The 26,303-nt window shown below is 31.3% G+C and carries 27 protein-coding genes; 18 read left to right on the forward strand and 9 right to left on the reverse strand.

Annotation, left to right across the window (positions count from 1 at the left end; translation table 11 throughout):
• Nucleotides 1–12 precede the first annotated feature (12 nt).
• Nucleotides 13–1,485, reverse strand: a complete 1,473-nt coding sequence (locus EV196_RS12600; RefSeq protein WP_132218130.1) for a TonB-dependent receptor — start codon at nucleotides 1,483–1,485, stop codon at nucleotides 13–15.
• 245 nt (nucleotides 1,486–1,730) lie between these two features.
• On the opposite strand from EV196_RS12600, the gene EV196_RS12605 reads away from it, so the two are divergent.
• Entirely contained in the window at nucleotides 1,731–2,492 is a 762-nt protein-coding gene (locus EV196_RS12605) for an MBL fold metallo-hydrolase (protein ID WP_132218131.1), read from the forward strand.
• 97 nt (nucleotides 2,493–2,589) lie between these two features.
• A complete protein-coding gene (locus EV196_RS12610; protein ID WP_132218132.1) occupies nucleotides 2,590–3,090 on the forward strand; it encodes a hydrolase in 501 nt (166 codons plus the stop codon).
• Here EV196_RS12610 and EV196_RS12615 read toward each other — a convergent pair.
• Both EV196_RS12615 and EV196_RS12620 read right to left on the reverse strand, forming a co-directional pair.
• Complete coding sequence (locus EV196_RS12615; protein ID WP_132218133.1) at nucleotides 3,083–3,457, reverse strand: DNA topoisomerase IV; 375 nt, start codon at nucleotides 3,455–3,457, stop codon at nucleotides 3,083–3,085. The two genes, EV196_RS12610 and EV196_RS12615, sit on opposite strands and share 8 nt — an antisense overlap.
• Before the next feature lie 40 nt (nucleotides 3,458–3,497).
• Nucleotides 3,498–3,890 carry a helix-turn-helix domain-containing protein gene (locus EV196_RS12620; RefSeq protein WP_132218134.1) on the reverse strand — a complete coding sequence of 131 codons (393 nt, stop codon included), beginning with the start codon at nucleotides 3,888–3,890 and terminating at the stop codon, nucleotides 3,498–3,500.
• 290 nt (nucleotides 3,891–4,180) lie between these two features.
• On the opposite strand from EV196_RS12620, the gene EV196_RS12625 reads away from it, so the two are divergent.
• From EV196_RS12625 to EV196_RS12655, 7 genes are all read left to right on the forward strand, one after another.
• Nucleotides 4,181–5,326 carry a M14 family metallopeptidase gene (locus EV196_RS12625; RefSeq protein ID WP_132218135.1) on the forward strand — a complete coding sequence of 382 codons (1,146 nt, stop codon included), beginning with the start codon at nucleotides 4,181–4,183 and terminating at the stop codon, nucleotides 5,324–5,326.
• A gap of 70 nt (nucleotides 5,327–5,396) precedes the next feature.
• A complete protein-coding gene (locus tag EV196_RS12630; RefSeq protein WP_132218136.1) occupies nucleotides 5,397–5,876 on the forward strand; it encodes an Lrp/AsnC family transcriptional regulator in 480 nt (159 codons plus the stop codon).
• Nucleotides 5,877–6,047: 171 nt separating this feature from the next.
• Entirely contained in the window at nucleotides 6,048–7,190 is a 1,143-nt protein-coding gene (locus EV196_RS12635) for an ATP-grasp domain-containing protein (RefSeq protein WP_132218137.1), read from the forward strand.
• A 386-nt stretch (nucleotides 7,191–7,576) separates the two neighbouring features.
• The gene (locus EV196_RS12640; protein ID WP_132218138.1) at nucleotides 7,577–9,067 is read left to right on the forward strand and encodes an AMP-binding protein; all 1,491 of its coding nucleotides are present in this window, start codon (nucleotides 7,577–7,579) and stop codon (nucleotides 9,065–9,067) included.
• A 3-nt stretch (nucleotides 9,068–9,070) separates the two neighbouring features.
• Complete coding sequence (locus tag EV196_RS12645) at nucleotides 9,071–9,310, forward strand: acyl carrier protein (RefSeq protein ID WP_132218139.1); 240 nt, start codon at nucleotides 9,071–9,073, stop codon at nucleotides 9,308–9,310.
• A gap of 11 nt (nucleotides 9,311–9,321) precedes the next feature.
• Nucleotides 9,322–10,764, forward strand: a complete 1,443-nt coding sequence (locus tag EV196_RS12650; RefSeq protein ID WP_132218140.1) for an MBOAT family O-acyltransferase — start codon at nucleotides 9,322–9,324, stop codon at nucleotides 10,762–10,764.
• Between the two features lie 6 nt (nucleotides 10,765–10,770).
• Nucleotides 10,771–11,694: a hypothetical protein gene (locus tag EV196_RS12655; RefSeq protein ID WP_132218141.1), complete on the forward strand. Its 924-nt coding sequence runs from the start codon at nucleotides 10,771–10,773 to the stop codon at nucleotides 11,692–11,694.
• Between the two features lie 339 nt (nucleotides 11,695–12,033).
• Here EV196_RS12655 and EV196_RS12660 read toward each other — a convergent pair whose 3' ends face one another.
• The gene (locus EV196_RS12660) at nucleotides 12,034–12,366 is read right to left on the reverse strand and encodes a helix-turn-helix domain-containing protein (RefSeq protein WP_132218142.1); all 333 of its coding nucleotides are present in this window, start codon (nucleotides 12,364–12,366) and stop codon (nucleotides 12,034–12,036) included.
• 10 nt (nucleotides 12,367–12,376) lie between these two features.
• Nucleotides 12,377–12,709, reverse strand: coding sequence for a type II toxin-antitoxin system RelE/ParE family toxin (locus EV196_RS12665; protein ID WP_132218143.1), 333 nt, complete (start codon nucleotides 12,707–12,709; stop codon nucleotides 12,377–12,379).
• A 349-nt stretch (nucleotides 12,710–13,058) separates the two neighbouring features.
• Between EV196_RS12665 and EV196_RS12670 the strand changes: the two genes are divergently transcribed.
• The 9 genes from EV196_RS12670 to EV196_RS12710 all read left to right on the forward strand — a co-directional run bounded on the left by EV196_RS12670 (nucleotide 13,059) and on the right by EV196_RS12710 (nucleotide 23,231).
• Nucleotides 13,059–13,631 carry a TetR/AcrR family transcriptional regulator gene (locus tag EV196_RS12670; protein WP_132218144.1) on the forward strand — a complete coding sequence of 191 codons (573 nt, stop codon included), beginning with the start codon at nucleotides 13,059–13,061 and terminating at the stop codon, nucleotides 13,629–13,631.
• Between the two features lie 12 nt (nucleotides 13,632–13,643).
• Nucleotides 13,644–14,771: a hypothetical protein gene (locus tag EV196_RS12675; RefSeq protein ID WP_207902862.1), complete on the forward strand. Its 1,128-nt coding sequence runs from the start codon at nucleotides 13,644–13,646 to the stop codon at nucleotides 14,769–14,771.
• A gap of 12 nt (nucleotides 14,772–14,783) precedes the next feature.
• Nucleotides 14,784–15,491: an ABC transporter ATP-binding protein gene (locus EV196_RS12680; RefSeq protein WP_132218145.1), complete on the forward strand. Its 708-nt coding sequence runs from the start codon at nucleotides 14,784–14,786 to the stop codon at nucleotides 15,489–15,491.
• A gap of 29 nt (nucleotides 15,492–15,520) precedes the next feature.
• A complete protein-coding gene (locus EV196_RS12685) occupies nucleotides 15,521–16,282 on the forward strand; it encodes a SpoIIAA family protein (protein ID WP_132218146.1) in 762 nt (253 codons plus the stop codon).
• A gap of 26 nt (nucleotides 16,283–16,308) precedes the next feature.
• On the forward strand, nucleotides 16,309–17,463 hold the full coding sequence (locus tag EV196_RS12690) for an ABC transporter permease (protein ID WP_132218147.1): 1,155 nt from the start codon (nucleotides 16,309–16,311) through the stop codon (nucleotides 17,461–17,463).
• A gap of 9 nt (nucleotides 17,464–17,472) precedes the next feature.
• Complete coding sequence (locus EV196_RS12695) at nucleotides 17,473–18,627, forward strand: ABC transporter permease (RefSeq protein ID WP_132218148.1); 1,155 nt, start codon at nucleotides 17,473–17,475, stop codon at nucleotides 18,625–18,627.
• On the forward strand, nucleotides 18,624–19,898 hold the full coding sequence (locus EV196_RS12700) for an ABC transporter permease (protein ID WP_132218149.1): 1,275 nt from the start codon (nucleotides 18,624–18,626) through the stop codon (nucleotides 19,896–19,898). Before EV196_RS12695 ends, EV196_RS12700 begins: the two co-directional genes overlap by 4 nt.
• A 55-nt stretch (nucleotides 19,899–19,953) precedes the next feature.
• A complete protein-coding gene (locus EV196_RS12705; RefSeq protein ID WP_207902863.1) occupies nucleotides 19,954–20,703 on the forward strand; it encodes an outer membrane lipoprotein-sorting protein in 750 nt (249 codons plus the stop codon).
• 209 nt (nucleotides 20,704–20,912) lie between these two features.
• Nucleotides 20,913–23,231: a patatin-like phospholipase family protein gene (locus EV196_RS12710; protein WP_132218151.1), complete on the forward strand. Its 2,319-nt coding sequence runs from the start codon at nucleotides 20,913–20,915 to the stop codon at nucleotides 23,229–23,231.
• Nucleotides 23,232–23,350: 119 nt separating this feature from the next.
• Here EV196_RS12710 and EV196_RS12715 read toward each other — a convergent pair whose 3' ends face one another.
• From EV196_RS12715 to EV196_RS12730, 4 genes are all read right to left on the reverse strand, one after another.
• Entirely contained in the window at nucleotides 23,351–24,022 is a 672-nt protein-coding gene (locus EV196_RS12715; RefSeq protein ID WP_132218152.1) for an ATP-binding cassette domain-containing protein, read from the reverse strand.
• Between the two features lie 271 nt (nucleotides 24,023–24,293).
• Complete coding sequence (locus EV196_RS12720) at nucleotides 24,294–24,896, reverse strand: GrpB family protein (RefSeq protein WP_132218153.1); 603 nt, start codon at nucleotides 24,894–24,896, stop codon at nucleotides 24,294–24,296.
• Nucleotides 24,897–24,958: 62 nt separating this feature from the next.
• A complete protein-coding gene (locus EV196_RS12725; protein WP_132218154.1) occupies nucleotides 24,959–25,231 on the reverse strand; it encodes a hypothetical protein in 273 nt (90 codons plus the stop codon).
• 66 nt (nucleotides 25,232–25,297) lie between these two features.
• Nucleotides 25,298–26,293 carry a hypothetical protein gene (locus EV196_RS12730; protein WP_132218155.1) on the reverse strand — a complete coding sequence of 332 codons (996 nt, stop codon included), beginning with the start codon at nucleotides 26,291–26,293 and terminating at the stop codon, nucleotides 25,298–25,300.
• Nucleotides 26,294–26,303 lie beyond the last annotated feature (10 nt).

Consider the following 26,303-nt stretch of genomic DNA (forward strand, 5'->3'; position numbering starts at 1 on the left):
AGGTTTTTTTTTCTATTTAGTTATTTTTCTTCGTTTTTGTAATACTAAAGGTTTTCGTGTATAGCCAAACATTCGATAATCTTTAATTAAATCGGCAATGCCTTCAGGGAGTTTATCTTCCCAACCATTTTCACCATTGGCAATTTGCTGCATAATTTCTCGTGAAAATATGGTAAGGCATTTTTCATCATAATCTTTGATATCGATAACCTTTCCGTTGTATTTAAAGAATTTATATAATTCTTTCATACGTGGATATACCTTTAAATTTTCACTATTTATCAACTCGTTCGTTTCTACATCTATCATTGGGTATAGATATACTTTTAAATCTTTAAAGAACAGTTTGCCGAAGGCTTCTAAAATACCACCACTCATATGGCGATAATATTTTTCATCAAAGATATCTACCAAATTACTAACACCCATAGCTAGTCCCATTCGTGCTTTTGTGTAGTTTGAGAAATACTCGACTACCTTATAGTATTCTTGAAAGTTGGTTATCATAACCGATTGTCCTAGAGAGCATAACAAATCTGCTCTATCCATGAAATCTTGTTCGTCAATTTCACCCTCAGCACGTAAATTTGATAGTGTAATTTCAAAAACCACTACTGTATTATCTGGATCAACTTTCTTTTCTTCAATAAACATTTTATATGCATTTTCATACATATCAATATTAACTTGGGTTACAGGTCTAAAACTACCTCTAAAAGCTAAAATGTTTTTCTTGTAAAATTCACGAGCAGGAAGGACATTTTTTCCATCAGAACCAAACATTACAGCATCCGTCATCCCATTTTTAACAAGTTGTAAACTCATTAATCGGTTATCAACATTTTTAAATAGAGGCCCAGAAAAGTTTACAGTATCAATTTCAAGTTGGTCTTTATCTAAATGATCGTATAAATAGCGTAGTAATTTTTTTGGTTCATTGTACTTATAGAAAGCACCATAAATTAGGTTTGTACCAATAACACCAAGTGTTTCTTGTTGTAATCTAGCATCGGTTTCTTTAAAACGTATGTGTAAGTGAATTTCGTTGTATTCTTGACCTTGATCTATTTGATATTTAATACCAAGCCATCCATGGCCTTTAAATTGTTTTGCAAAATCGATAGTAGTTACCGTATTTGCAAATGAGAAAAACATTTTATTAGGATAATCTTTTCTATTAAGACGTTTTTCAATAAGCTCAATTTCATGGTTAAGCATTTTTTTTAACCGAGCTTCCGTAACGTAGCGTCCATCATCTTCCGCCCCGTAAATAGAATCACTAAAAGCTTTATCGTAAGCAGACATCGCTTTTGCAATGGTACCAGAAGCACCACCTGCTCTAAAAAAATGCCTACTTGTTTCCTGTCCAGCTCCAATTTCAGCAAAAGTACCGTAAATGTTTTCATTTAGGTTTATACGTAGAGCTTTGGTTTTTAATGACGGAATTTCTTCAAATTCCCTATCTCCCTTTAAGGTAATTTCCATGTTACTATTTGGGTTACAAAATTATACTAACAAAGGTATCAAATAATAGAACAAATAAAAAAATAACTCTAATTTTGTTGGTAGATTTGAATCCTTTTAGTGAACATATAAAATGAAAGTGTCATTTTTTGGTTTCTAGTAAATATTTGACCATAATTATGGATTATATTAATTATATCTGTTTTTAATGATTTAAATTTTAAAAAACAACTTATTAAGTGAAAATAAATTAAAGATTAATTTTTTTGAAAATAACATTTTTAGGTACTGGAACTTCACAAGGCATCCCCATAATAGGAAGCACGCACCCCGTATGCTTAAGCACAAATAAAAAAGACAAACGTTTACGTGTTTCTGTTTTAGTAGAATGGGATGGATATACCTATGTTGTTGATTGTGGTCCCGATTTTAGGTATCAAATGCTACGTTCCAATTGCACAAAAATTGACGGCGTTTTGTTTACACATGAACACTCAGACCATACTTCGGGGCTGGATGATATCAGACCTTTTTATTTCAGACAAGGTGATATCCCTATTTACGCACATAAACGGGTATTGAAATCGCTTAAAAAAAGGTTTGATTATATTTTTGTTACAAAAAACAAATATCCTGGAGCACCAACGGTCATTACAAATCGTATTAAAAACAGACCTTTTATTTTGAAAAACATAGAGGTAATGCCTATAAAAGGTAAGCATGATGCTTTATCGGTTTTTGGTTTTAAATTTAATGACTTTGCTTATTTAACCGATATGAAAACGGTGAGTGATAAAGAAATTGAAAAAATTAAACATGTAAAAATTTTGGTGATTAATGCTTTAAGAATTGATCCACATCACTCGCATTTTAATTTAGAAGAAGCACTTGAATTTATTAATAAAGTAAAACCAGAAAAAGCGTATTTAACTCATATTAGCCATATGTTAGGATTTCATGATGCTGTTGAAAAAACATTACCAAAAAATGTGTTTTTAGCTTACGATGGTTTAGAAATAACAATCTAAAATTCACAAAATGAAACGGGCATGCTAAAAGGATTAGTATTAAAGGTTTAATTCATAGCAAACAAAATTTGTCCAATAAAACAATAAACACAATCAAATGAAACAGAAAATTTTTATTTATTTATTCGTTTTTTCCATATTATTGATATTGTTCCAATATGTGAACTCTAAACGGGTTTTTGAAGACATGAACCATAAACTAGACGGTTACAAAGCGCAAGCAGAGCGTTATAAGGATTCTATATCTGTTTTACAAGATGAAAATTTAGATTTATCACATTTTAATTTTGAAAGAAACGAAGATGCTATTAGCTATTTTGAAAATCAAGGCTATAATGTGGCAGAATTGGTTCCTTTAATAAAAGATGAACTTTATAAATTAAATGAAGAAAAAGGAGAACACCCTATCATTCCATATGCTTCTGAAGAAGGGAAACGCATGATGATCAATACCATTAAATTGTTGAACCACAAATGGATTATTGCCGATTTTTCAGATGGCCATTATTGGGGTGAATTATTTATAACCTACCAAATAAACCAAGATAAACAATTGACATTTAGTTTGGTAGAATCATTTCTATACCCTTTTAATTAGCCTGTACCTTATAAGCAACGCCTTTTTGTTTTATTGTTTCGCCTACATAGGAATATTCGTAGGTGTATGAAGAATCAGTTGTTGTTAGAATTTTTAGGTGAATATCCTTATGTTCTGCCATATTCTTTGGGTTTATGGTTTTAAAAATAACTTCACAATCATTTATCCAACGTAATTGAGAAGAATCGGTTTTGTTGTTGTAAACTTCAATTTGAAGTGATTCCGTACGTTTAAATTTAGATTTGAACAATTCACCATCAATAGTTACTTCACTATAAAATTCCCCCGTTTTATAATCGGTACAACGGCGTTGTGTTTCGTAACAACTAAAAAAAGTCAATAAAACTAAAAGATATACTAATTTCATGAGTTTATTATTTCGAAGTAAAAATACTAAACTTAATGTGTTAATTCTGAAAATTTTTAAAACTTCCGTCAGAATAAAAAATAACAATTCTTTCAATTGTTTTGTCCTGTGTAATTTCTGAAGCGATTTCTTTTTCAATTATTGGTGATGGTGGTGGTGCTTCTGAAGAAGTGAAGGGTATAGTATTTTGTACTATGGTTTTTTTTGTTGCTGGAAATTCGCCTTTACCATTTAATAGCCAATATAATTCAACTTCAGGAAAAGTAGAGAGTATCTTTAAAACAAACTCTAAGCTAGGTTTATTTCTACCAGACAAAATATGTGAAATACTAGAGCGCTGTACGCCAATTTTTTCAGCGAAAGAAGAAGCGGATTCTCCATAATAATCTATGACTTGTTGGAGTCTTTTAGTAAAAGCTTCTGTGTTTATCATTGTAAATGTTACAAATGTGTTAATTGTTACAAATGTAACCAATTAAAAACAAACATAGCGATGAGTTTTTAATTAAAATTTTGCATATATAAATATAAACTTCATATAAAGTTATTTAAATAGCTGAAATTTAGCTAATTAACATTGTTTTAAAAGATTTTTCGATTAAGTGTTTACATTATTAAACAAATCCAACTAACCACTGTATAACATTGTAAACAAATATCTATTTTAATCTGTTTACATTTGTAAATTTGTAATTGTTTACATTTGTATTCTAAATTTCTATCATGCTAACTGAACATATTAAAGCACTTTTTTCAAAGTATAAAGAACAAGGTTTAAACCACCGCTACATTACCAATAAACATATCGAACCTTTGTTGAAAAACATGGCTAATAAATTGCAAGTTGAAACTATAGGTGCCTCTGTTTTAAACCAACATATTTATGGAGTTAAAATAGGTCATGGAGACAAACGTATTCTTATGTGGTCTCAAATGCATGGAAATGAATCTACAACCACAAAAGCGCTGTTCGACCTTTTGAACACGCTTTTAAGTGATGATTTGTCTGTAAAAAATATATTAAATTCATGTACTTTATATATTATACCCATTTTGAGTCCTGATGGCGCCCAAGCGTATACACGTATTAACGCGAATCAAATAGATTTAAATAGAGATGCTCAAGATTTAACCCAACCAGAAAGCAAAGTGCTAAGAAGCGCATTTGAAGCCTTTAAACCTCATTATTGCTATAATCTACATGGGCAACGCACTATTTTTAGTGCAGGAAAGACTAATAACCCTGCCACCGTATCATTTTTAGCGCCTGCTCAAGACAAAGCATGTACTATAACGCCCAATAGAAAAATAGCGATGGAGATTATCGCGGTTATGGATAAGGCTTTGCAAGAATTGATACCCCATCAAGTTGGGGTTTATGATGATGCTTTTAATATTAACTGTGTTGGAGATACATTTCAAAGCGAAAACGTTCCAACTATTCTTTTTGAAGCGGGACATTATCCAAACGATTATGCAAGAGAAGAAACGAGAAGCTTTATTTATATAGCCTATATAGCTTCGTTGGATTATATTTCAAAAAACGAGGTAACGGGGGTTCATTATGATTCTTATTTGAAAATTCCAGAAAATGAAAAATTATTTTTAGACATTATTATAAAAAATGCCAAAATAGGAGAGGCCATTACAGATATTGGTATTTTATATCAAGAAAAATTAATTGACAATAAAATTCATTTTATTCCCAAAGTTGAAAAAATTGAAAATTTAGAGGCTTATTTTGCACATAAAACAATTCAAGCTAATAATTTAGAGGTATTTAATTCTGAAGGAGAATTATTGAATCAAGATTACGAAAACGTTTTCGTAATAATGAATAATGAAAAAATCTCATTATTACCGAAATAAAGTGTACGTTAAATGCATAATTATTAATGAAAATGTATTAATTTTGCTTAATATTTAAGAATAGTTAATTATGGGTAAAATTAAATTAGACGAAATTGATCATCAAATTCTTGACATGTTAATTGATAACACAAGAATTCCGTTCACAGATATTGCGAAAAAATTATTAATATCGGCAGGTACAGTTCACGTACGTGTTAAAAAAATGGAGGAGCAAGGTATTATAAAAGGTTCCTCATTGATGTTAGATTATAAAAAATTAGGGTATTCATTTATAGCCTATGTGGGGGTATATTTGAATAATACATCGCAAACAAAATTTGTACTTGAACGTATCAATGAAATTGCATTTGTAACTGTAGCGCATATTACTACTGGAAAGTTTAATATTTTCTGTAAAGTTAGAGCCCGTAGTACAGAACACGCTAAAGAAATTATATTTAAGTTAGATGATATTGAAGGCGTTTATAGAACAGAAACCATGATTTCCTTAGAAGAAAGTATTAACGATAAAAAACGATTAATGCACTCTATTTTTAATGAATTGTAGATTGTAATAATTAAAAAAAAAGCCGTTTCTTGACTGAAGCGGCTTTTTTTTTTGCTTTTTTAACAGATTATTTTTTTTATAAACCCAATTATGGATGCATATTTGCATTGCAAACATCTATATTATTTTCAAAATTTAATCTTGTAAATTAATTAAAGTGATCAATTCAATATGAGAGCATTAAACAGAAACCTCTCTGTACTTATACCAGATGGAGATAGTTACACGTTGAGGATTGTTCTTAATTGTCTGTCGGAAAACAAAAACTGGAAGATACACGTTATTGCATCTGAATTGCCTAAGACTATAGCATGTTCAAATAAAATAACTGAAATACATGCTCTCCCAAATCTTAATAAAGAAAACGAAATAGACTGGATATATGGCATTAATAATGTTGTAGAAACACACAATATTGATATTATTTTACCCATTGATGAAAAGGCTATTAGGTGTTTATCGAAGAACAAATGGCATGTAACACCTAATAAATTAGGGCTAGTGCCTCCAATTGAGAGTTTTAATAAGGCTATTAATAAAGGAGAGTTATCAAAATACCTCACTTATAATCAGTTACCTTCTCCTACCACTTTTTTGTTTTCTGAGCATGAAATTTGTGAAAAGTCTCCAATAAATTTCCCCGTAATCATGAAATTAATTGAGGATTATATAGGTGGAGGTGCTGGAATTATACTGTTTAATGATGAAAAATCGTTAAATCACTATTTTTTAAATAATAAAATTGAATTTCCTTATCTAATTCAAGATTATATTGAGGGTTATGACATAGATTGTAGCGTTTTATGTGAAAATGGCGAAATTTTGGCATTTACAATACAAAAAGCAACAATGAAAGATATAAGTGATTTTATGCCGCCATTAGGTGTTGAATTTTTATATAACAAAGAAGTATATGCTATAATTGAAGAATTAATGATATCTCTTAATTGGTCTGGTGTTGCACATGTTGATATGAGATATGATGCCAATGACAATTCCTATAAAATTATTGAAATAAACCCTAGGTTTTGGTTAAGCTTAGACGCATCGTTAATGGCTGGTGTAAATTTCACCCATTTTTATTGTTTAGCTAGCAAAGGAGTGGAGTTTGAAGTCCCTAAATATAAAAATATTAGATATTTAAACTTAGTAGGTTTAAACAAAGCAATTAAAAAAAATCTGTTTTTTATATTCAAGTTCAAATTTTTAGTAAATAATACACCTTTAAAGTTTTATAAAAAAGACCTATTGCCCATGGCTTATATGGTGTTTTATAAATTAAAGAGTATTGTAAAAAAAGCATTAAGATTTTAATTTTTTTGATTTTTTAGGGTTTAATACCCCGAGACTTGCCTCGTCTTCATTTATGGAATTTGGAATTTCCTTTTTTTTTTTTGGAATTTAATACCTCATGGGCTTGCCCTGAGGTAGTTTATTTTATAGAGTGTTTTTAATATTCAATGGCTTTATAAAACAATTAACAGCAAACTTGTTAAAAATATTCGAATTTAATAAACCCTTTCATAATTAGGTTTTTTTTATGTTTTTTCATTTGATATTATGTAGATTAAAGTTTTAATTGCCTTTTTAAAGAAGATTTTTGATTTTTTTTGATTTTTGTGTCATGTTTGTTGGTTTAATTAATCACTAAGTATTTTTTTTCAGGAATATAATTTAATACTCATTAACGTGCTTTTAATATGCCATTAATTTTTGATATACAAAATGCCATTGAGAATAATTTAAGCAACAATGCTTTTTTCATAAATGAAAAATATTATACTTACCAAGAGTATTCTCAAATTATTTCCAACATAAGGAAATCTATAAAAAAAATTTCTAGCGATGAAAATTTTAATGTTGGATTAGTAACTAATGATGATATTGAAACCTACGCATCTATCATAGCTTTATGGTTGGAAGGTAAAACTTATGTGCCATTAAATCCAGAATTCCCTAAAAGTAGAAATCAGAATATTATAAACCAGTCTCATATTAAAACAATATTAGATTCATCATCTAATGCTGTATTTAATTCTGGTATGTCATCTATACTTACAAAACAATTACCCAATTGTGAAATTGACTTAACACCAATTCAATTTTCAGAAAACACGAATGCCTATATACTTTTTACATCTGGCACAACGGGTACGCCTAAAGGCGTTCCTATAACTTTTGATAATTTGTCAAATTTTATAAATGCATTTAATAAATTATGTCCTAATATAAATAGTAAAGACAGGTTTCTTCAAATGTTTGAATTAACTTTTGATATGTCTGTGGTTTCATATTTAGCACCATTATTGGGCGGTGCTTGCGTTTATACAATTCCTAAAAACAAAATTAAATACAGTCATATTTTTGAAATGATGGAAGATTATAAACTAACCATAACTATTATGGTGCCTTCCATTATAAATTATTTACGACCTTATTTTGATGAAATAAACTGTCCAGATGTTCGATTCAATCTTTTTGCCGGTGAAGCTCTTTATTTAGATGTATTAGAGGAATGGCAAAAATGCTTGCCTAATGCCACCATAGTGAATTCATATGGACCAACTGAAACAACAATTATTTGTACAAGTTATCATTTCAGCAATTCAAAAAAGAATAAAACCCATAACGGAATTGTTTGTATAGGAAAGGATATGGAAAACACATTAAGTATTGTTGTTGGAGATGATGAAAAGGAACTTGCAGTAGGTGAAACAGGAGAATTATGTATAAGCGGAAAGCAAGTAACACCAGGTTATTGGGAAAATGACGAAAGAAACGAGGCCTCTTTTTTTTATAAAAATTATAATGATGAAAATATTAGGTTTTACAGAACTGGTGATGCCTGCTTTAAAGATGAAGATGGAGATTTTTTATATGTAGGAAGAGTCGATTTTCAAGCAAAAATTCAAGGTTATAGAGTGGAATTATCTGAAATTGAATTTCAGGTAAAATCATATTTAAATAAAATAAATGCAGTATGTGTAGCCATAACTAATGATTTAAACAATACCGAAATAGGTTTGGTTATAGAATCTGAGGACATTCAAACAACACCTTTATTATCGTTTTTAAAAACAAAATTACCTCAGTACATGATACCAACTCAAATTAAATTTATACACCAATTTCCCTTAAATTCCAATGGAAAAATTGATAGAAATAAATTAAGAACATTATTTAATAAATAAAATATGGAAAGAAACGATATCGTCTTGAAGTTAAAAAACATATTAGCTGAAACCTTAGAGCATACTAATTTTGAAATCAATGATGCCTTAACAGCAAAGGATGTAGATGGTTGGGATTCATTATCACATATGATAATTATAACCCAAATAGAAAAAGAATTTGGTATTAAATTCAAATTAAGGGATTTAAACAAACTTGATAATGTAGGTGCTTTAATTGATGTTATTCAAACCAAATTATAATCTAAATAATTATGATTTTTAATTCTTACGATTTTGTTGTTTTTTTTGTAGTAGTCTTCATTCTTTATTGGTTTGTTTTTAATAAAACTGCTAAAGCACAAAACGTACTGTTATTAATTTCTAGTTTATTTTTTTATGCCTGGGCAGATTGGCGATTTTTAGGCATATTAATATTCAATATATTATTTAATTACTATCTCGCAAAAAGTATCTTTAAGGCAAGCAAAGTGGCTGTAAAACAGAAAATTCTCTGGTTTGGTATATTAATTAATGTAGGTATTTTAGGTTATTATAAGTATTTCAACTTCTTTTATGAAAACTTAATTAACATCTTTAGCTCTGGAACAACATTTACAGCTTTAGATTTGCTTATTCCTTTGGGTATTAGTTTTTTCACCTTTCAATCATTGGGTTATATTATTGATGTTTATTATGAGGAAGTTGAGCCTTACAATGATTTAATGCTGTTTTCCACCTATATGGTGTTTTTTCCGAAATTGCTCTCTGGCCCCATTGAAAGAGTTCAGAAATTTATACCACAAATAGTAAGTAAACGCGTTTTTGATTATCCATTAATAGCAGATGGTTTACGTCAAATATTATGGGGTTTATTTGCTAAGCTTGTAATAGCCGAAAATTGCGCCGTTATTGTAGACCCCGTTTTTGAAAACTATAACAATGAGTCGGGGAGTACCTTACTATTTGTTAGCTTTTTTTATATGATTCAATTATATGCTGATTTTTCAGGATATTCAAATATGGCTATTGGTGTCGCAAAACTTTTAGGCATAAAACTCTCAAGAAACTTTGCAACGCCTTTCTTTTCATTAAATATTAGCGAGTTTTGGAGAAAGTGGCACATGACTTTAACCAGCTGGATGATGGATTATATTTTTACGCCATTATCATTTATACTCCGGGCTTATAAAAAAATAGGGTTAATTATATCAGTTATCATTACCTTTTTGATTGTTGGGTTATGGCATGGAGCCAATTGGACTTATATTGTGTTTGGACTTATTCATGGTATTTATTTTATACCCGTTATTTTAAAAGGAACTTCTGTAAATAAAGCATCAAACACCATGACAGAAAACAAGTATTTACCTTCTGTAGTAGAACTTTTTAAAATGTTAGTTTTGTTAGTTCAGGTTATGCTAGCTTCAGTGTTTTTTAGATCAGAAACAGTCATTAAAGCCATAAATTATCTGTCCAGAATATTTTCAAAATCGTTAATCTCATTACCAAGCTCAATAATCAATGGCAGAAATGCGTTAATTTTCATGTTCATTGCCTTTTTTATAACTGTTGAATGGTTTCATAAAACAAAATCACACGAATTTGACATCAGTGGTAAGCCCCTGTATATTAGATGGTTTTTCTACATTATAATATTTATTTTATTATTATTTGCAGGTAGAACAGCCGAGGCATTTATTTATTTTCAATTCTAAAAAATTATGGTACTCAAGCTTATAAAGAAATTGGCAATATACATTTTAATATGCTTAGCAATCGTAACGCTTATTTTGGAAACTAACGGCGGCCATGTTGATGCTTTTTATGAAAAGTTTACAACGCCAAAAGTAAACTCAATTATAGTTGGAGACTCAAGAGGTTTTCAAGATTTAATGCCCAGTATAATTAACAATTCATTGGCAAATTCAGATTATAAATTGCCCATTTATAATTATGCTTTTACAATCGATCAAGCACATATAGGGCCACTTTATAGAAAAAGTATTTTAAAGAAGTTAACACAACAGGAAACAAAAGGTTTGTTTTTAATTTCTTTAACGCCTTTAATGTTATCGTCTAGCATTGAAAATAATAACGATAATGGTGAGTTTATTGAAACTGGGGCACCTCCACATAATATGTGTTTTAATGACAAAAAGCCTAATTACGAGTACTTTATAAAGAACATTAATTATTTTGAGTTTAAAGGAATATTTAAAAAAGAATTTACGGTACATAATGATGGCTGGATGGAAATCAACCATATTTCAGATGATCCCTACCAACTTAAATCGTGGAAAAGCACACAAATGGACAGGTTTAAAGAGATGGCTAAAAGCAGTAAACCATCCGATTATCGTATTAAAAGTTTAGATACTTTGGTTAAAACGCTTAAAGACTTTGGAGATGTTTATTTACTTCGGTTACCAATTGATCAAGATTTTTTAGAATTAGAAAATCTTTATTTTAAAAATTTCAACGATAGCGTAGAAGCTGTTGCCAAAAAGAATGATATAGCTTATTTTAATTTTGGAACAACTGATAGTACTTATTTTGCATTTGATGGGCATCATCTAAATACAAATTCTGCTCAATTATTGAGTAAAAATATTTGCGACTCTATAATTAGCTATAAGAGAAGATAACCTAAATAGGGTTTTATATGTTTTTCATAATTTAATATTTAAACAAAAAAAAGAGCGTTTTTCATCGCTCTTTCTTGTTTATAATGATATAATTAATTCAATTACTCTTCAGTTTCCTCCATGGTGTGATATACATTCTGTATATCGTTATTTTATACATTAACATCTTAAAATCAAATATTTATGTAATATATAATATTTATTAGTTCTATATTAGTTCTAACTTGTGTCTGTTTTTTTTATTTATTAAAAATAGTATTTTAAACAGACAAAGACTTCTGGTTTGTATATGCTTTTGTTCTGTAAAAATATATTTTTCTAAAGATAAAGAGTAATGCTTTATGCAACTTTGAATTCAGATTCGTTCATTTCAACACTAAATCGAACATTTGCTTTTAATGCTTTAAACACTTTTAAAATGGTCTCGACAGTCACATTTTTAGTATTTCGTTCTAATTTAGATATTTGTGATTTTTGAACTCCAATTAACTCTCCGAGCTGCTCTTGAGTTAAATTTCGTTGTTTTCGCACAGATTTAATCATATCTCCAAGAACTTCCATTTTCAAGTCAAATTCGTATTTATCTCGCTCTTGAGTTCCAATTTCCCCGATGTCCTTGTCCTTCATTTGGTCAAGTGTCATCATCTTCATTCTTTTTTTGTTTTTTTCCATAACTTTGAATTTATTCGTCAAAATATTCCGCTCTAATTTTTAATGCTTTTTCAATTTCTGATATTGGTACTTTAATCACTTTTTTAACCATTCCATGTGTAGATAAAACAAGTGTTTCGGTTTTGTCGGTTTTGTCCCAAAAAGCAAAAAGTCTGTATTGAATTCCTTGGTAAAGTGTTCTAAATTCCCATATATCGTCCGTAAGTTTTTTAAATATTTTTGGGTCATTTTCATGTTTTGCTTTATCCAGATTGTAATAGATTTTTTTTTTGGCTTTTGAATCTAATTTGGACATAAAGTCAATAGCTTGTTCAAGAAATACAACGTCAAATTTTGGTTTCATTCAGTTCTTTTGGCGTTTTACTTTAGCAAAGATAACAAAAATGTTGAATTATATGGAAACATTATCGTTTTCTTCCGTTTATTGAAAATGGGTTTATTTATATACTTATATATGTGTATATGTAGATAAATTCAATCTAATAGATGTTCCCGTTATGCTTGTAAAAATGTAAATGTCAATTAACATAATAGAATACAAAATGGAACTTTTACATTATTTGTCAAAGACAAACATATTAAGTCTATGTCAATATATGAGGATTTTTTTAACAATGTTAAAAATAATGTTACTTTTATATATTAATGTTACTTTTTTCGTAACTTTATATAATATTAGTAATATTATAGTTATGAAATCAGATATGACAAGCCATGACATCATTATAAAATCGGCTAAAAAATTATTTTGGAAATATGGTATTCATAAAGTAAGGGTTGAAGAAATTTGTAAGGAAGCCAGTATTAGCAAAATGACTTTTTACAGATATTTTAAAAACAAGGATGAAGTAGCCGAAAAAGTAATCGAAAATTTTACACAAAGTTATTTGGATAACTATCAGCGCATTATGGATAATGATGTTCCTTTTAAATTCAAAGCTCAAAAACTAGTTGAGCTAGAACATGAAACTGTTATTGGCATCAGTCAGGAATTTATCAAAGATATATATCAAAAGGATCATAATAAATTAATTGATAAGCTTGAAAATTTCAGGAACACGGTAATTAGTGATATGATGTTTGAGTTTAAACAAGCTCAAATTAAAGGCGAAATAAGAAAAGACCTGAATCTGGACTTTATGCTTTACATGCTTAATGATATAAATGATAAAATTTTAGATGAAAAACTAAATAAAATGTTTCCTAAAAAAGAAGACTTGATTATGCAATTGACCAATTTCTTTTTTTATGGCATACTACCTTAATAAACTAAAACTTTGAAATTAAATAAAACCATACTAGTAATACTCTTGCCTTTTGCCATTTTTTCACAAGAAAAAGTGGCGTTTAAAGGTCAACTTTCGGGTATTACAAGTTTTAGTCCCGACAATGATTTGGATTGGTTTGCTGGGGCTCGTTATTTACCTGAGCTGTCTTATAAAATCCCTTTAGACACCATGCAGTTTGTCGATTTTAATGCTGCCGCTAATATATGGGGCACTACCAATTTTCATCCTTTTAATGCTTTTGATACGCAGGGCGATATCGAACCTTATCGTTTATGGGCCAGATATTCAAGAAATCAATTAGAATTACGTTTGGGGCTTCAAAAAATAGATTTTGGCTCTGCAACTATGCTTAGACCAGTTCAATGGTTTAACCAGATTGATCCTCGCGACCCGTTGCAATTAACCAACGGGGTATATGGTGCCTTGGCACGTTATTATTTTTTAAACAACGCCAATATTTGGGTTTGGGGTTTAATTGGGAATGAAAAAACCAGAGGTTACGATGTGGTTGAAACCAATAAGAAAATCCCAGAATTTGGAGGTAGAATCCAGTATCCTGTGCCAAAAGGTGAGATAGCCTTTTCTTATCACCATCGTACCGCTAACTCAACAAATTTGGTTGGGGTTCCTCAATATGAAGAAGTAGAAGAAAATAAATTTGGTATTGATGGTAAATGGGATGTCACCGTGGGGCTTTGGTTTGAAGCTGCTCACTCCCAAAAAACTAAAAACATTGGACAATTAACCAATCAAACACTGTTAAGTATGGGTAGTGACTATACTTTTGGAATTGGTAATGGGCTTAATATAGCGGGAGAACACCTTATTTCATCTTTTGATGAGAAAGATTTTGGTTTTAATAACACGAGTAATATTTCTGCTCTAACAGCTTCATATCCTCTTAATATATTCGACAACCTAAGTACTATTTTATATTATGATTGGGAATCTGAAAACATGACGTTTTTTGTAAATTATGAACATCAATTCAAGAAATTAACTGGCTATTTGATGCTGCTTTATAATCCTGAAACACAACAAGCCATCCAAGAAAATGATTTGGTAAGTAATTTTTCAGGTCCAGGCATCCGGTTTATGCTGGTATATAATCATTAAAAAAAATCTAATATGGAAAATCACATTATAAGTTTAAAAAATATCACCAAACGTTTTAAAGTAGGCGAAGGCGAATTTACGGCATTGAAAGATATCAATCTCGAATTTAAAAAAGGGGAGTTTGCTGGATTAGTTGGTCCAAGTGGTTCTGGAAAAACAACTTTGTTAAATATTATTGGATCCTTGGATAGCCCTACGGAAGGTCAAGCATTGGTTATGGGAAATGACATATCAAAATTGTCACATAAGGAATCTGCACAACTTCGTAACCATCATATTGGATTTATTTTTCAAGTGTATAATTTGCTGCCAGTATATACGGTTTATGAAAATGTAGAGTTTGCTCTGCTACTTCAAAATTATACCAAAACCGAACGTAAAAAAATGGTTATGGAGGCCTTGGAATGGGTAGGTTTAACAGATATGGCCGATAAAAAACCAGATAAAATTTCTGGTGGCGAAGGGCAACGTGTGGCTATTGCCAGAGCCATGGTTAAACGACCTGAAATTTTAATTGCTGATGAACCAACAGCAAATTTAGATGCCGAAAATGCGCACATCATATTAAAAATGATGAAAAAATTAAATAAAGAATTAAATACCACTTTTTTGTTTTCTACACATGATGAAAAGGTTATGAAATACCTCAATAGAATGGTGTCTTTGCGTGATGGTAGTGTTGAAAAAGACGAAATCATAGCTAAAGAAGCTTACATGTAATAAATTAAAAAAAACAAAATTTAAATTTTATGATAAATCTGAATAAAATAGAAGGAACGGATATTTATGAATTTTCCATTGATGGAGAAATTGACAAAGAAGGTATTGAAAATATCTATAAACTTTTCCAGCTAAAATCAAAGAACAGTGAAAAGATTAAATTATTGGGCAAGATCCATGATATAGATGGCTTCGAATCTTTTAAGGCCTTTGGTGAAACCTTTAAAATGAAAGCAGCAGCTATTACAAGCATTGATAAATACGCAGTGCTTTCAAACCGCCATTGGATGGAAACCCTAATGCCCATTGCCAATTTTGTAACACCAGGCATCCCCATTAAATATTTTGACCTTGATGAGCGCGAAGAAGCAATCACATGGTTAAAAAAGGGTAAAGAGCGTTCTGTTTCTGAAGCCGATTATCTTTCTAAAATGAACATACAAAAGATCAAGGACACCAATATTTTTAAGTTTACGGTGGATGGAAAAATTGATGAAGGCGGCATGACAGCACTTTATAATATTTTAAAGGACAAAAGCCAACAATGTAAAATAAACCTATTAGGTTATTATAAAGATTTTGATGGTTTTGAAAGCTTTAAAGCGTTTAGCGAAGGCGTTAAAGTGGATATGGCTTCATTTGGAAACTTGGAAAAGTTCGCCATTGTTACCGATAAAAAATGGGTGAAAATGATGGCTGAATTTGAATCTAAAGTGCTTCCGGGTATTACATTAAAAGGCTTTTCTGAAAACGAAGAAGCAGAAGCAATCCAATGGTTAAAAGAAAAATAAAAAACGATAATTGATATGAATGCCCTATGAAACTCGCTTTACAATTAGCATATAAAAACTTACTAGGGGCAGGACTTCGTACTTGGCTGAATGTAGCAGTTCTGTCTTTTGCGTTCGTTATTATTATTTTCTTCAATGGTTTAATGGACGGTTGGAACCAGCAATCCAAACAGGATTCCATTGCTTGGGAATATGGCAACGGACATTTACGTAATAATAATTACGACCCGTTCGACCCATTTACTTTGCAAGATGGTCATGCCGAAATTCCTTCAGGAGTAAACCACATCACACCAGTTCTTATTCAACAAGGAACCATTTATCCTGAAGGCAGAATGGTTTCTGTGTTATTAAAGGGAATTAGTCCAGACCAAGGCATCATAAAAATCACAACAGCATCATTTAAAACAAGTTCGGTTAGATTTCCTGCTATTATAGGAAACAGAATGGCATCATCTGCAAAACTAAAAATAGGGGACGAGGTATTGCTACGCTGGAGAGATAAAAATGGCACTTTTGACGCTTCGAATGTCACGATTATAGACATATTCGATACCACAGTTGCAGGCGTAGATAGCGGGCAAATCTGGATGCCCATTGAAACACTTTGGGACATGACAGGTTTGCAAAATCATGCAACCATTGCCATTGCAGATTCCAATTATACATACAAAGCTGTTGAAGGATGGAATTTTGAAACTCAGAAAGACATGTTGCAAAATTTGGACGACATTATAAGTATGAAAAAATATAGCACGGCCATATTGTATTTATTGTTATTGGCCATTGCATTATTGGCTATTTTTGATACCCAAGTGCTTTCCATTTTTAGACGCCAGAAAGAAATAGGCACCTACATAGCTTTGGGCATGACAAGAACTCAAGTAGTAAGATTATTTACGGTTGAAGGCAGTATGTACAGCATTTTAGCCATGATTGTTGGTTGCATTTATGGAGTCCCTTTGTTTATCTATTTAAATAAAACAGGCATTGGTATGCCACAAGCTTCACAAGATATGGGCTTCTCTTTAGCAGATAAAATTTACCCCATATTTGGAATTCAATTAATCATTGGAACCATTTTATTGGTAACCATTTCAGCAACCATAGTGAGTTTTTTACCAGCAAAAAAAATATCTAAAATGAATCCGGTTTTAGCCTTAAAAGGAAAACTACAATAAATAATATAGATGAAATTAGCCATTCAATTAGCATATAAAAATTTAATAGGAGCAGGTTTACGTACTTGGCTAAACGTAATCGTTCTATCTTTTGCATTTATAATTATCATCTTTTTTAATGCCTTATTACAAGGTTGGAGCAATCAAGCCAAGGAAGATGGCATTGCTTGGGATTTTGGCTATGGTCATATTTTAAACAGAAATTACGACCCTTATGATGCGTTTACCATTCAAGATGGACACGACATCATTCCAAAAAACCTTGAAAATACTACGCCTATTCTAATTCAACAAGGCTCCATTTATCCTGATGGCAGATTGGTTTCCGTACTTTTAAAAGGAATTGATACCAACCAAGACATTCTTAAAATCCCTTCAGCTAAATTTAAAAACACTACAGCCGCTATTCCTGCAATTATTGGCAAACGCATGGCTGAATCAGCTAATTTAAAGGTTGGTGACGAAGTTATTTTGCGTTGGCGTGATAAGAATGGTGTTTTTGATGCTTCATATATTTCCATTATTGATGTTTTTGATACAACAGTACCATCAATTGATGCTGGTCAAATATGGCTTCCGCTTGAAAAACTTCAAAAAATGACTAATTTACAAACCCAAGCCACTCTATTTGTGGTCAATAAAAACTACCAACAAAACACTTTAGATAATTGGAAATTTGTCAAACAAAAAACATTATTAAAAGATATTGAAGACGTTATTGCAACAGAATCCATTGGTTCGGCAGTCATGTATTTAGTCTTTCTATTAATTGCATTGTTGGCCATTTTTGACACACAAGTATTATCTATTTTCAGAAGACAAAAAGAGATTGGAACCTATGTAGCACTTGGTATGACCCGTCCAAAAGTAGTTAGTCTATTTACTATTGAAGGCACCATGCATAGCATTTTCGCCATTATTGTAGGTTGCATGTATGGTGTGCCGATTTTTATATATCTCAATCAATCTGGAATAACCATGCCTGATTTTGCTGGAAGCATGGGCATTGGTCTCGACAAAGCCATATTTCCAGTGTACAACCCAAGTATTATACTATTAACCATATTGTTTATCATTTTAGCTTCAGCCATTGTGAGTTATTTACCAGCACGAAAAATTGCTAGAATGAATCCAGTATTAGCTTTAAAAGGAAAATTACAATGATAAAATTTTTATTAAAAGGTATTTTAAGAGATAGAAGCCGAAGTTTGCTTCCTATCATAATCACAGCCTTAGGTGTTGGTTTAACCGTTTTATTAAGTGGTTATTTAAAGGGTGCTTTTGGCGATATTGTTGACCAAAATGCACGGTTTGATACGGGTCATGTAAAAGTGATGACACAAGCTTATGCTGAAAACAAAGATCAAATTCCAAACGATTTGGCGTTATTGGATGCTTCGGAATGGCTGGATACGCTTCATACCGAAATCCCAGAAATGCAATGGATAGAACGCATTAAGTTCGGTGGATTGATAGACGTGCCAGATAAAAACGGAAATACCCGGGCGCAAGGACCAACCACAGGAATGGCTCTCGATTTATTTTCAGGAAAAAGTGGCGAAAATAAACGCATGAATATTGAAGCCTCTTTAGTTACGGGTACTATTCCTAAACATTCTGGAGAAGCCATTATTGGACATGATTTTGCCGAAAAATTAAATTTAAAATTAGGAGACGAGATCACCTTTTTTGGATCGACCATGAACGGGAGTATGACTTTTAAGACGTTTAATATTAGTGGTACCATAAGATTTGGAACATCTGCCATGGATAAAGGGGCTTTAATTGTAGATATAACCGATGCACAATTGATGTTAGATATGAATGATGCGACAGGTGAAATTTTAGGTTATTTAAAATCAGGAGTGTACGATCAAACTGAAGTAAATACTATAGCAACAATATTTAATAGCAAACACAAACTATCTACCGATGAATTTTCTCCAGAAATGCTCACTTTAAGAGAGCAAAATAATCTAGCTAGTTTATTGGATTATGCAGATGTGATGTCGGCTTTATTCATCTTTGTTTTTGTGTTAGCCATGTCTATCGTGCTATGGAATACTGGTTTGTTAGGAGGTTTAAGACGTTATCAAGAATTTGGAATCCGTTTAGCACTTGGTGAAGCCAAAGTACAAATATATTGGTCTATGGTTTTAGAAGCAGTTCTAATTGGAGTGATAGGTTCAATTTTAGGCACTATTATCGGACCAGGAATCACATATTATATGCAAGTAGTCGGTATTGACATTAGTAGTTATTTGGAAAATTCGTCTATGATTATGCCATCGGTTTTACGAGCCAAAGTAATGCCTAATTTATTTTACATTGGGTTTATCCCTGGTGTTTTGGCTATGGTTTTTGGAACCATGCTTGCAGGTATTGGTATATATAAACGTGAAACCGCTAATTTATTTAAAGAGCTAGAAGTGTAATCTTCACAAAAGCGGAGATTTCATGAATAAGACTAAAATTTTAAATCCAATAAAAATGAAAAAAATAAAATACATACTTGCAATTATCACCATAGCAACTTTTGGTTTTGTAATGCAAGCACAAATAATTTCTGCTGAAAAAATCATCAACAAAGTAGATGACAATATTAATTCAGACACCCAAATTGTGGTTTCAGATATGGTCATTCATGGTAAACGAAATGATAGAACCATTACCTCAAAAGGCTATAGTGAAGGTCATAAAAAATCATTTACCGAATATTTAGCACCTGCAAGGGAAGAAGGCACCAAAATGCTAAAATTGGAAGATAGACTATGGATTTACTCACCATCAACAGATAGAACCATTCAATTGTCAGGACACATGTTACGACAATCAGTTATGGGTTCAGATTTATCATATGAAGATATGATGGAAGACCGCAAACTTACAGAAATGTACAGATCTAAAATTCTTTCCGAAGAAACTCTTAACGTAAGAAATACCTGGAAATTGGAACTCGTCGCTAAAGTAGATGATGCCACTTATTACAAGCGAATGATATGGGTAGACCAAGAACGTTTTGTGCCTTTAAAAGAAGAATTATTCGCAAAAAGCGGACAACTTTTAAAAAAAACAACTATGAGCAATATCGAAAAAATTGATGGTAGATGGTATCCTAAAAAAATGAATTATAAAGACATGCTTAAAACGGGTGAAGGGACAGATTTTATTGTAAAAGAGATTCAATTTAACCCTAAAATTCCTGTAGAAATATTTAGTAAAGGGTCTTTAAGGAAATAATGTTTTTACTAATATTCTAAATATTAACCAAAATAACTTAAATATAATAAGAAGTGAGTGATTTAGTGAGTAAATTTAAACTATAAACTACCCACCGAAATTAGATGTATTTTCCATTGTTTTAACATTGAACAGAGTGATTTTCTATAATAGAAGGTGCAAAAGTCAAAATTATATTTTAAAAATCTTTAATTCATACATGTAATAACATGAGATCATATTTTTTCTTATTTATTTTATTAATTTTTGGAAACCTTCTACAAATATATTCACAAGAACAAAAACCAAAAATTGCTTTGGTGCTTAGTGGAGGAGGAGCTAAAGGTTTAGCTCATATACCTTTATTGCAAACATTGGACTCTTTAGGCATAGTTCCCGATTTAGTAGTGGGCAATAGTATGGGGAGTTTGGTTGGTGGATTATATGCCATGGGTTATTCTGGAGACAGTATTGCTCAAATTGCGAAACATGCCAAATGGGATAAATTAATTGGTGGTGGAATTTCCTTAAGGCAAGTAAGCGTTGAAGAAAAAACGGAGTATAACCAATATATGATTGGGTTTGATTGGGTTGAAGGCAAGCTAAAAGCCAGCAATTATTTAATAAACGACCAGAACATACGCGAATTTATGTCTTCCTTGGCTTATCCAGTTTATAATATTGAGAATTTTGATGATTTGCAAATTCCGTTTCGTGCCGTTGCTACCGATATTGTAAACGGTAAAGAGGTTGTTTTTGAATCCGGACCTTTAGCATTTGCCATGAGAGCCAGCATGTCTATTCCAGGAGTTTTTTCGGCAGTTCCATACCAAGAAACCCTTCTGATAGATGGTGGTGTGCTCAATAATTTTCCTGTAGATGTTGCCAAAAAATGGGGAGCCGACATTATTATAGGTAGTGATGTGGGTAGTGGTATGGTATCTAGGGATGAATTGGACAATATAAGTTCTTTGATTTTTCAAGCAGGTATGTTGACCAGTAATTTGAAAAACCCTGAAAATAGGGCGCTTTGTGACATTCTAATAGATCATACTCCAAATTTATCCTATACTACGGGTGATTTTACAAAATCTCAATTTATATATAATGAAGGCAAAATAGCAACACATCAAAACTTAAATGAATTGATTGCGCTTGAAAAACAAGTGAAAAAATATACCCAGCTTAAGCATGAGTTGCCCATTGTAAACAATGAAGTGGTTTTGGATACGATTGTTTATACTGGTATTAGTAAAACCAATTTAGCCTTGGTAAAAGCACGTACCAATATAGAAGCTCATAAACCTTATTTAACCGCTGAAATACTTGAGGGTTTAAACCGTGCCATGGGAACCACTATTTTTAAACAAATAACCTTTGAGGCTTTAAATATTGACGACAAATTAGGCCTACAGTTAAATGGGTTCGAAAGATCCAAGCACCAGATTAAAGGCTCTATCCATTATGATGGTTATAATGGCGTAGGGCTTATTTTTAATTATACGGCAAGGAATTTAATTGGGAATGCTTCCCGATCGTTAGTTACTATTGATATTGCAGAACAGCCTAAATTCAGATTTCAACACCAGAAAAATTTTGGGAGTACGAGAAATTGGTGGTGGCGTACCGAACTATATGGCCAGCAACTAAAGCAAAAAGTATTTCTTAATGGAGAATATGTTGACGATATGCGGTATCGTTATATTAATTTTGACAATCAGGTAAATCGCAATTTAGGTTCATTAAAAAGTTATGTAGGCATTGGGTTAAAATATCAGAACACGAATTTAAAACCTACCATAGAACCTCAGCTAAATGACAATGTATTCGGTTTAGCTAAGTATAATTTTAATGATACTGAATTATATGGACAATTTCAATATAATAGTATGAATGAATCCTTTTTTGCTACCAGAGGATCCTTATTTCATGCTTTTTTAGGAAGGCCATTACAAATCAATTTAAAAGTAAAATCATCCGATGTGGATGTGCCCACCATTAATGGATCTACCAATAAATTCACCAAATTTGGAATTGATTTTGAAAGAAGATTACTTATTACCAAATCTAAAACAGCCATTATTGGTGTGTCTTCCCATTTCATCGTGGAAGACAAACTGCAAGATGATGATGTGGCTTTTACAGATTATGGAGTAGGTGCAAAATATTTTTTGGGAGGTAATATTTTAAATCCTAGGATTGATGGTTTCGTTTTTCCAGGAATAATTGAAAATGAACTTAACGTAAGTCAATTTGTAAAACTTAACCTTGCCTTTCAAATGAATACGGGTAACAAAATATTTGTAACACCCCATATTGATATGGCCTCGGTTGGATTTAAGGATTTTGATGATTTTACTAAAAATGTTCTTATTCCTAAAGGAAAATGGCAAAACTCAATTGATACCAGTTTTTTAATGTCTGCTGGCACTACTTTTTCGTATAACTCGTTGTTAGGCCCTATAAACTTTGATGTTTCTTGGGTAAACAATACTAACAAAGTGCGTTTTTTTATAGGTATTGGGTATCATTTCAACAGATCCAATTAAAGATATACCCAATAAAGTGCCATGCAATTTTCTGGGGTATTATTTTGTTTAACAATCGGATTATTCTAAGCTAAAAAATAATTTTTTTTATCTCCGTTCCACTTGTGAGGTGACTTATTTTATTTTTCATTTGAGTTTAAATATTCATATTTTACTAAATCATCTCTGTCCTTTATTTTGATTTTTTCAGCCTCTCTTATAACGAAGTTTTTATTGGTTATTTCTAGAACATCATGATAGTAATGATCGGTTAAAATAATACCTTTTGATTCTTTCAGTTTCAGTAATAATTCCTTGATTACATCTTTGTAAATTGGTTCAATCATTGAAAATGGTTCATCTAGCATTAAGAAAGGATGATTTAAGTTTCCAATAATAAGCAGCTCCAGATAACGTAATTGCCCCAAGGATAATTCTCCTACTTTTGTTTTTTCAAAACTGGAAACTTTTGGCGAATAAAAAATCTTATCCTGATGATCTCCATTTGGAAAAAATAAGGGAATTACGCTTCGTACTTTAAGTTCCTTTGGTAAAAAGGTGTCTTGTGGTAGGTACGCTATCTTTTTTGAGGGAATAATAGCTTTTTGGGAAAAAATATTTGAGTTTATCTTTATTATAATGGAGTTAGCTTTGACGGTTCCGAATATGAGTTTTAATAAAGTTGATTTTCCTGTTCCATTTCTACCAAAAATTCCAATTATATCCCCAGTTTTGCAGTCAAGACTTATGTTTTTTAAAATGGGTTTATTTCCATAAGATTTGTTAAGGTTGGTTATGTTTAATAAATCCATCTATCTGATTATTAAATAAATTAGAAATAATAAAGAAGAAATAATCAGATTTATAATCCACACTTTTTTTATTAGTTTGGTTTTTGTAAACCCCAAATTATAGAATAGATAATATTCATTTTTTTTGAAAGTTTGAAACCCTAAATAGCCAATTAAAATTCCAAATGAAGAAAAGATAACGATACTCCATAAAACCCCAAATACAAAACCAAATATCAAGGAAAAAGGTATGTTGAAGATGTTAATATCCCAAAAGTATTTCCAAAAAGCTTTACTGTACATTTTTTTGCAGTGTGCTGGCTTTTTTGCTGATGATGTCCAAGGTTTCATTCACGAAGTCTGTTTTTCCCAGAACGTATGCACCTCGGTCATTTTTATATTTTGATGCCAATTCGAGTTTTAAATCTTCGTATTGTTTGGCTCTTTTATTATTTGCAATTAGGTAATCCCTAAAATCGATTTGTTGCCACATCACGTTGTCTTTTGGACACATATGAATATGGAAAATCTGTTCTTTTTTTCCGTCAATATTGTATCCCTTTCCAAAAGTCGAGTATTCTTCAATATTATCCCTTGCAGGCACTTTAAAATGAGAATACCCCAATTCGGTGAATGTTGCGATTAAATTTTCATCAAACAACATGTCTTTTGGAATTTCAATCATCAAATCAATATATGGTTTAGACTTTATGGTAGCGATTGAAGAACTTCCAAAATGTTCTACTCGCAAAATAATTTGTTTACCAACCTTTTTTATGATTCGTTCTTTTTCGGTTTCGTAAGCATGCTTCCATTGGGGGTTATGGTCAACCAATTCAATAGGAAAAAGGGTGTTCCAATCTTCTTTGGTCAATTCGTATAAACTCTTTTTCATTCTATTCTAGTTTTTTTTCAGTGAACAAAGTTCTGTAAATGGTAAAACGGATCGTGCAAAAATTATGCATAAAAAGTGAACCACATAATCCATATCGCATAAAAAATAAATGGACTAATTAAGGCATTGGCAAAAAACAATACCGAGGATGGTTTTTTAAGATAATACAATAAAAGTCCCAAAATCAGATTAATTCCAAATAATACAAGGGTAACTTGTAAAATATTAAGGCCAATGTCTGATGCGGGTTTCATTATGTAAAACCAAACTCCCATAAGTATGGTTTCGATTATTAAAATGCCAATTCCGTACTGAACTATTTTTCTATGTTTCATAATGCTTAGTTTTCAACATATTTTTATACATAACTGTTGCCAACTTAAATATAAGAATATTTGATGTTACGTTTTTCTTTTAGCAAAAGGATCAATAGACACACCAACTTGAAAATAACCAGTGACATCTTGTTTGTTTTTATAAATAAAATCTTGTGTAGGTTCTCCTTTTTCGGTTAAACGATTACTGATAAAATTTTGAAGGCCTCCTTGAAAGGTTCCAATCAAATAATCGTTAATACGATGTTCGTAAGTAATTCCAGATTTTATTTCCAATTGGCTGTATTCAAAAACATCTCCAAATCCAGGACTTTCAACATTCACATAAAAACCTGTGCTTCCAAAAGAGCTTCCAATAGAAAACCGCCCATTTTCACCAACCAGTCTGCGGAATAAAAGACGTTGCGGCATAATGAAATCCATTTCCCATTCAGAATTTTTAAATCTGTGACTGTACGTAAACGTAGGAAAAAATGGAATTTGTGCCGTTGGGTCTATAAACACAATAGCCCCTAAGGTTATCATAGTGCGCTCTGTTCGTTTCATAATAAAGGACAGACCCACCAATCCTTTAATACGCTCAAAACCTTTGTCGTTTCCGTCAGCTATAAAAGAGGCGTTATAAATAACAGGTTTTTTAAATAAACTTGAAAAATAGGTTGAACTTAAAGCTGTTGAAAAATTGTGAAAATCGACGATGCCGTTTTGTTCAAAAACATTCGTGGCAGAGGTATTGGACAGATTATCAAATTCAAATTCGTTGAATTGATAATTCCCAGATGCGGTTAAACTCCATTTTCGAGTTTTATAAATAGGAATATTGGCCGAAGCCATAAAGTTTCTCTGGGTTTTAATGTCTCCTTCCTGAAAAACTTCATCAAATAATTCTGAATTGAAATTTCTGTTTAAACTCTGTCCATATTCAAAATTTAAAATACGTGCTCTCGGAAATTTTTCCTTTATAATTATTGCAGTTTGTTTCTGTAAGGAATCTGGTGTTTGCTGTGAAAATCCAAATACTGAGGTTAGAAATAATACAATTAATATGGCTAGTTTAATCATGAAATATAGG

The organism is Mariniflexile fucanivorans (genome assembly GCF_004341235.1).
Lineage (GTDB): Bacteria > Bacteroidota > Bacteroidia > Flavobacteriales > Flavobacteriaceae > Mariniflexile > Mariniflexile fucanivorans.